This window comes from bacterium (assembly GCA_040755795.1).
Lineage (GTDB): Bacteria > UBA9089 > CG2-30-40-21 > CG2-30-40-21 > SBAY01 > JBFLXS01.
This window is the reverse complement of record JBFLXS010000353.1, coordinates 1-4,296: the sequence shown is the minus strand read 5'-3', so window position 1 is coordinate 4,296 and position 4,296 is coordinate 1. Positions and strand designations below refer to the sequence as shown.

The following is a 4,296-nucleotide window of genomic DNA, read 5'->3' as shown; positions in this document are numbered from 1 at the left end:
TACCCATCCATGTCATAAACAAGGATAATCTTGAGTCAGAATTAGCACAGTTAAGTGTAGAGGATTGGATAAAGGATTGGATATGGGATTATATAGATACTCATCCTAACGATACCGTTACCATACCTGAGGATGAATTTCTATATAATGATTGGGAGGGGACAGGATGGATAACATTAGACTCAGATAAAGCATTCGGCGGTTATTACATCAGTGGATACTTACAGGGTGGGATGACGACTGAACGGTATATTCCTATAATAACAATAGTTTTTCCAACGGATGGTGAGTATTATAAACCTGATGAGTCAATAGAATGTTTTGGAATGGCTTATGAAAGAATACCTGGGACAGAAGGTCCGGGAAAAGATTTGAGTGATACTATTGAGTGGGAAATAGTAGGTCCGGACGAGCAAACAGATGTAGGAGTAGGGAAAGAGGTGACATTTAACCCATGGATGTGTGGAGATTATTATCTATTTGCCCAGGTTGCTGATACCAATGGTAATATGAACAGTCTAAAGATAAAAATTACAGTTGGCTTAGGGGAAAGGTATAATCAATATGATGAGATTATAATGAATGCTACAGCAGGAAAGGATATTTTGCCTGAGGTAGAAAAAGGGTTGATACATCAGGAGAGTGTATTTTCCCCGTATGCTGTGAGTGCATCTGGAGCAATGGGGTTATGTCAATTTATGCCATCTACCGCACAAGGAGAAGGACTTACAACACCTATGCCGCCACTTCCCAGTGGTACTCCCAAGAATTCCAAAGAATTATATCAAAAAAGAAAGGAATTTTATGAGTGGGTAAAGACACCAGAAGGGCAGGAATGGACAGAAAGTCCAGAGGTTACAGGTTCGGTATGGGATGTAGAAGCCGCTATCCCGGCAGGAGCTGGTTATCTACAAGATAGATATGATGCTCATAGCTGGGAATCAGGGTTAGAAAGACAACGCTATGCACTGGCGGGATATAATGCTGGATCAGGAAATGTGGATAGGTGGCAGGGGAGAGCAATGATGTGGTATAAACGCCATCATCCTAATGCTTCAGAAGGAGAAATTCGTGAATTCGGCACTCATTGGATAAATTTAGTTAATTATGGAAGTTATAATCAGAAGAAAGAAGAGGAAGCAATAAAGAAAAAGAAAAAATACAATCCTAAATTAACGGTAGATGAAACTATTGATTATGTTAGAAAGATTATAGGTGAATCAAGGGATGAATTGCAAGGATATGCATTAGAATATGATCCATAATCTAAATTTTAAGGAGGTTGAGGAAGATGAAGAAGAAAATTAATATTGGATTGATTTTATTAGTAGTATGTATATGTATAACTATCAGTCTGTTTATATTTGCTGAAGGGAGGGAAAAGGGAAAAACTAATAAAACATTAGAAGTTACAATTGCTGATGCAGGAAAATTATCTGTTGGTGAAGGAAAGAAAAATGTTGCTAAAATATCAAAAAGAGTTAATGTTGTGAATGTTATCCAATTACCAATTGCTGATGCATCAGAACCTGAGTGGTCACCTGATGGAAACTGGATAGTGTTTACGAAATGTCCTGTTCCAAGTATTAGTCCAGGTGAAGAGTGGACATATACCGGCATTTATAAGACAGATGTTAATGGAACAAACACCGTTGTCTTATACCAACAAAATGGTCAGATTGCCGAAACCCCGCAGTGGTCTCCTGATGGAACCAAGATTGCATTTCATTTGATAAAGGAAGATACCTCATATGGAGATGGAGAGGTAACTATTCATGATAGAGGGGATATTTGGGTAATGAATTCAGATGGTAGTGGCCTTAGACAACTAACAACAAGTGCTGATACTACTTGTATTGATACATTTTCCTGGTTGCCTGATGGTTTAAAGATTATATACCAGGCATTTATTGATAAACCAATACCTCGTTATGAAGCACTATTTTCTATTTCTATAACAGGAAGAGAACCTCAAAGGATATTTACAGAAAAAGATGTGGAGGTGGAAGGAAAAATTTGGACACCATTTGCAGGATTTGACATCAAAAGGGATAACAAAGTAAATGGGGAATATAAGATCTGGGCGATGTTATTAATCCCATCTGCCACACCTGAAAAGGGGCTATGGGAGGATTATTATGAATTATGGACTATGGATTTAGATGGTAAGAATCCAGTTAGCAAGATGGATCTTGAACTTGCAGGGAGTTATTCTCCAGATATGAGTAAGGTGGTAGGTATCATTGATTCAAAAATTTGTTTTGCTAATATAGATGGGAATGACTTACAAGAGACTGAATATAACGGAACACATATCAGGTGGTCACCAGTAGAAAATAAGATAGTATATGAATGGTTTGATCAGGAAGGAAATCATCTTTGTATTATGACGGTGGAAGTAGAGGAATAGGATTAGGGTGTTTCAAATATAATTAGTGTCAGGTCTGATTTTTCGTTTTACTTTCCTTAATTATTATCAGTTCTTTGACAATTAAATAAGGCTAAAAACTTCCCAATTTAGTTGCAAATAAAAAATACTGATCACTGACCACTGTTCACTTTAATTAACGATTGGTATGGTGTAGGTTGGATAACTTTAGACTCAAATGAAGCATTTGGCGCTTATTACATCACTGGATACTTACAGGGTGGGATGACGACGAAGCAAGAAAAGAATTGGATAGAGCTTTTTACAGAGAAACTTATAGAACATTTTAGTGAAGGTGAAATTATTGAAAATTTAGACCCTATACTTTTACAACAATTAGAAGAATTTTACCAACAAGATTTTGATGAAGTTGTATTTATGAGAGGAGGACCAATAACTGATGCTTTAATGTTAGGACATCCTGCTATTACCATAGGAGAAACAGTTGTACTTGCTAAAGAAGCAGTATTAGATCCAAAGTTAGCTTCTCATGAATGTGCTCATGTAGTACAATATCGACGAGACCCATCACACTTTTTCTTTTTCTATCTCTATGAGTGGATCAAAAATGGTTATGAAGATAGTGCATTTGAGCTTGAAGCAATAAAAAAATCAGAATTATTTATGCAAATTTATTATCCTGATGAAGAGGAATAATTATGGAAAATAAAAGACCAGTAGGTATATTTATATTGTCTGCTTTGGCAATAATTGTTGGAGGATTATCAAGCATCATAGGTGTAATTGGTATCTATATGTGGACATCGACTATTTTAATAACGGGAAAATCATGTGGGATGGTTGGATTAATACATCTTCTTTCTTATTCAGCCCCATTCTTTTTAGGCTTTGGATTTTTGTCTTTATCTTGTGGTTATGGAATGCTAAAATTAAAAAATTATGCTCGTATTGGAACTATCATCCTTATTATAATAGTAGGATTACCTTTAAATATCAGTGGGGTAATGTATATAATAGCAATGATATTAAAAAAAGATCTTTTTTATGGATATGTGTTTATTCCTATATTAATATTAGGGATAATAGGAATTATTGTATGGTATCTCAATTTATCATATGTTAAACTGTGTTTTACTAATACAGGAGTTGCAGAAGTTGGGGACAGACCTCGAAAGCAGACAGGAGTTTGTTAATTCACAAACGAAAAGGAAAATCAAGAGAACACAGATGAACACAGATAACACAGATAACACAGATAGATTAAAGAATTAGATTTTTTACCTTTGTGTCTTTGTGTGAGATATTTTCAAAAGAAATCTGTGTTCATCCGTTTAATCTGTGTCATCCGTGTTCTATTCTCACGGCTATCCCAAGTTCGGATTTTTCAGAGGAAAGGAAGTTTCACGCCAGGCACGCAAAGAATGCAAAGGGAAATAAGGGAAAAAATTACCTTTGCGCCTTTGCGTGAAAAGACTATTTTCAGGAGAAGGTGGTGAAAGATGTTCAGGACACGATTGGTTTTAATGCTAAGTGTAGTCCTTATTTCCAGTTTTAGCTATGCTGAGATAAATGATGGTATTAAGTGGTTGTATGACCACCAGAATACCGATTATTCGTGGGGCAATCCTGATACTACCGGGTTTAGAGATACCTGTGTAGTTACGCAAACTTTGCTTGATTTAGAAGGGACTAAGACCAATCTTTTGCGGGCAATAGATTATATCGAGGCAACTGAAGTTGATGTTTGTGATTATTTGGCACGGAAGATATTGGCTTTGAGTTCAGCAGGTATGGATGTTGGGAGTTTGACAGATATTTTAGTCTCGTATGAAAATGATTATTATTTGAGTTTTGGGTATCAGGAAGATGATTTAGGTAGTGCACTGGATACAGGACTTGTTTTAATG

The 4,296-nt window shown here is 36.1% G+C and carries 5 protein-coding genes; all 5 read left to right on the top strand.

The annotated features are described in order from the left end of the window. On the top strand, positions 1-1,265 hold a 1,265-nt coding region (locus tag AB1414_16425), incomplete at its 5' end, for a lytic transglycosylase domain-containing protein (GenBank protein ID MEW6609004.1). Positions 1,266-1,291: 26 nt separating this feature from the next. Beyond that, a complete protein-coding gene (locus tag AB1414_16420; protein MEW6609003.1) occupies positions 1,292-2,410 on the top strand; it encodes a hypothetical protein in 1,119 nt (372 codons plus the stop codon). 243 nt (positions 2,411-2,653) lie between these two features. After that, positions 2,654-3,085, top strand: coding sequence for a DUF4157 domain-containing protein (locus AB1414_16415; GenBank protein MEW6609002.1), 432 nt, complete (start codon positions 2,654-2,656; stop codon positions 3,083-3,085). A 2-nt stretch (positions 3,086-3,087) separates the two neighbouring features. Next, a complete protein-coding gene (locus AB1414_16410) occupies positions 3,088-3,582 on the top strand; it encodes a hypothetical protein (GenBank protein ID MEW6609001.1) in 495 nt (164 codons plus the stop codon). 306 nt (positions 3,583-3,888) lie between these two features. Continuing rightward, positions 3,889-4,296 (top strand): hypothetical protein (locus AB1414_16405; GenBank protein ID MEW6609000.1); only part of this gene is annotated, 408 nt, incomplete at its 3' end.

Coding starts and splice junctions, on each gene's coding strand:
- AB1414_16420 (MEW6609003.1), top strand. CDS start 1,292: ATGAAGAAGAAAATTAATATTGGATTGATTTTATTAGTAGTATGTATA.
- AB1414_16415 (MEW6609002.1), top strand. CDS start 2,654: ATGACGACGAAGCAAGAAAAGAATTGGATAGAGCTTTTTACAGAGAAA.
- AB1414_16410 (MEW6609001.1), top strand. CDS start 3,088: ATGGAAAATAAAAGACCAGTAGGTATATTTATATTGTCTGCTTTGGCA.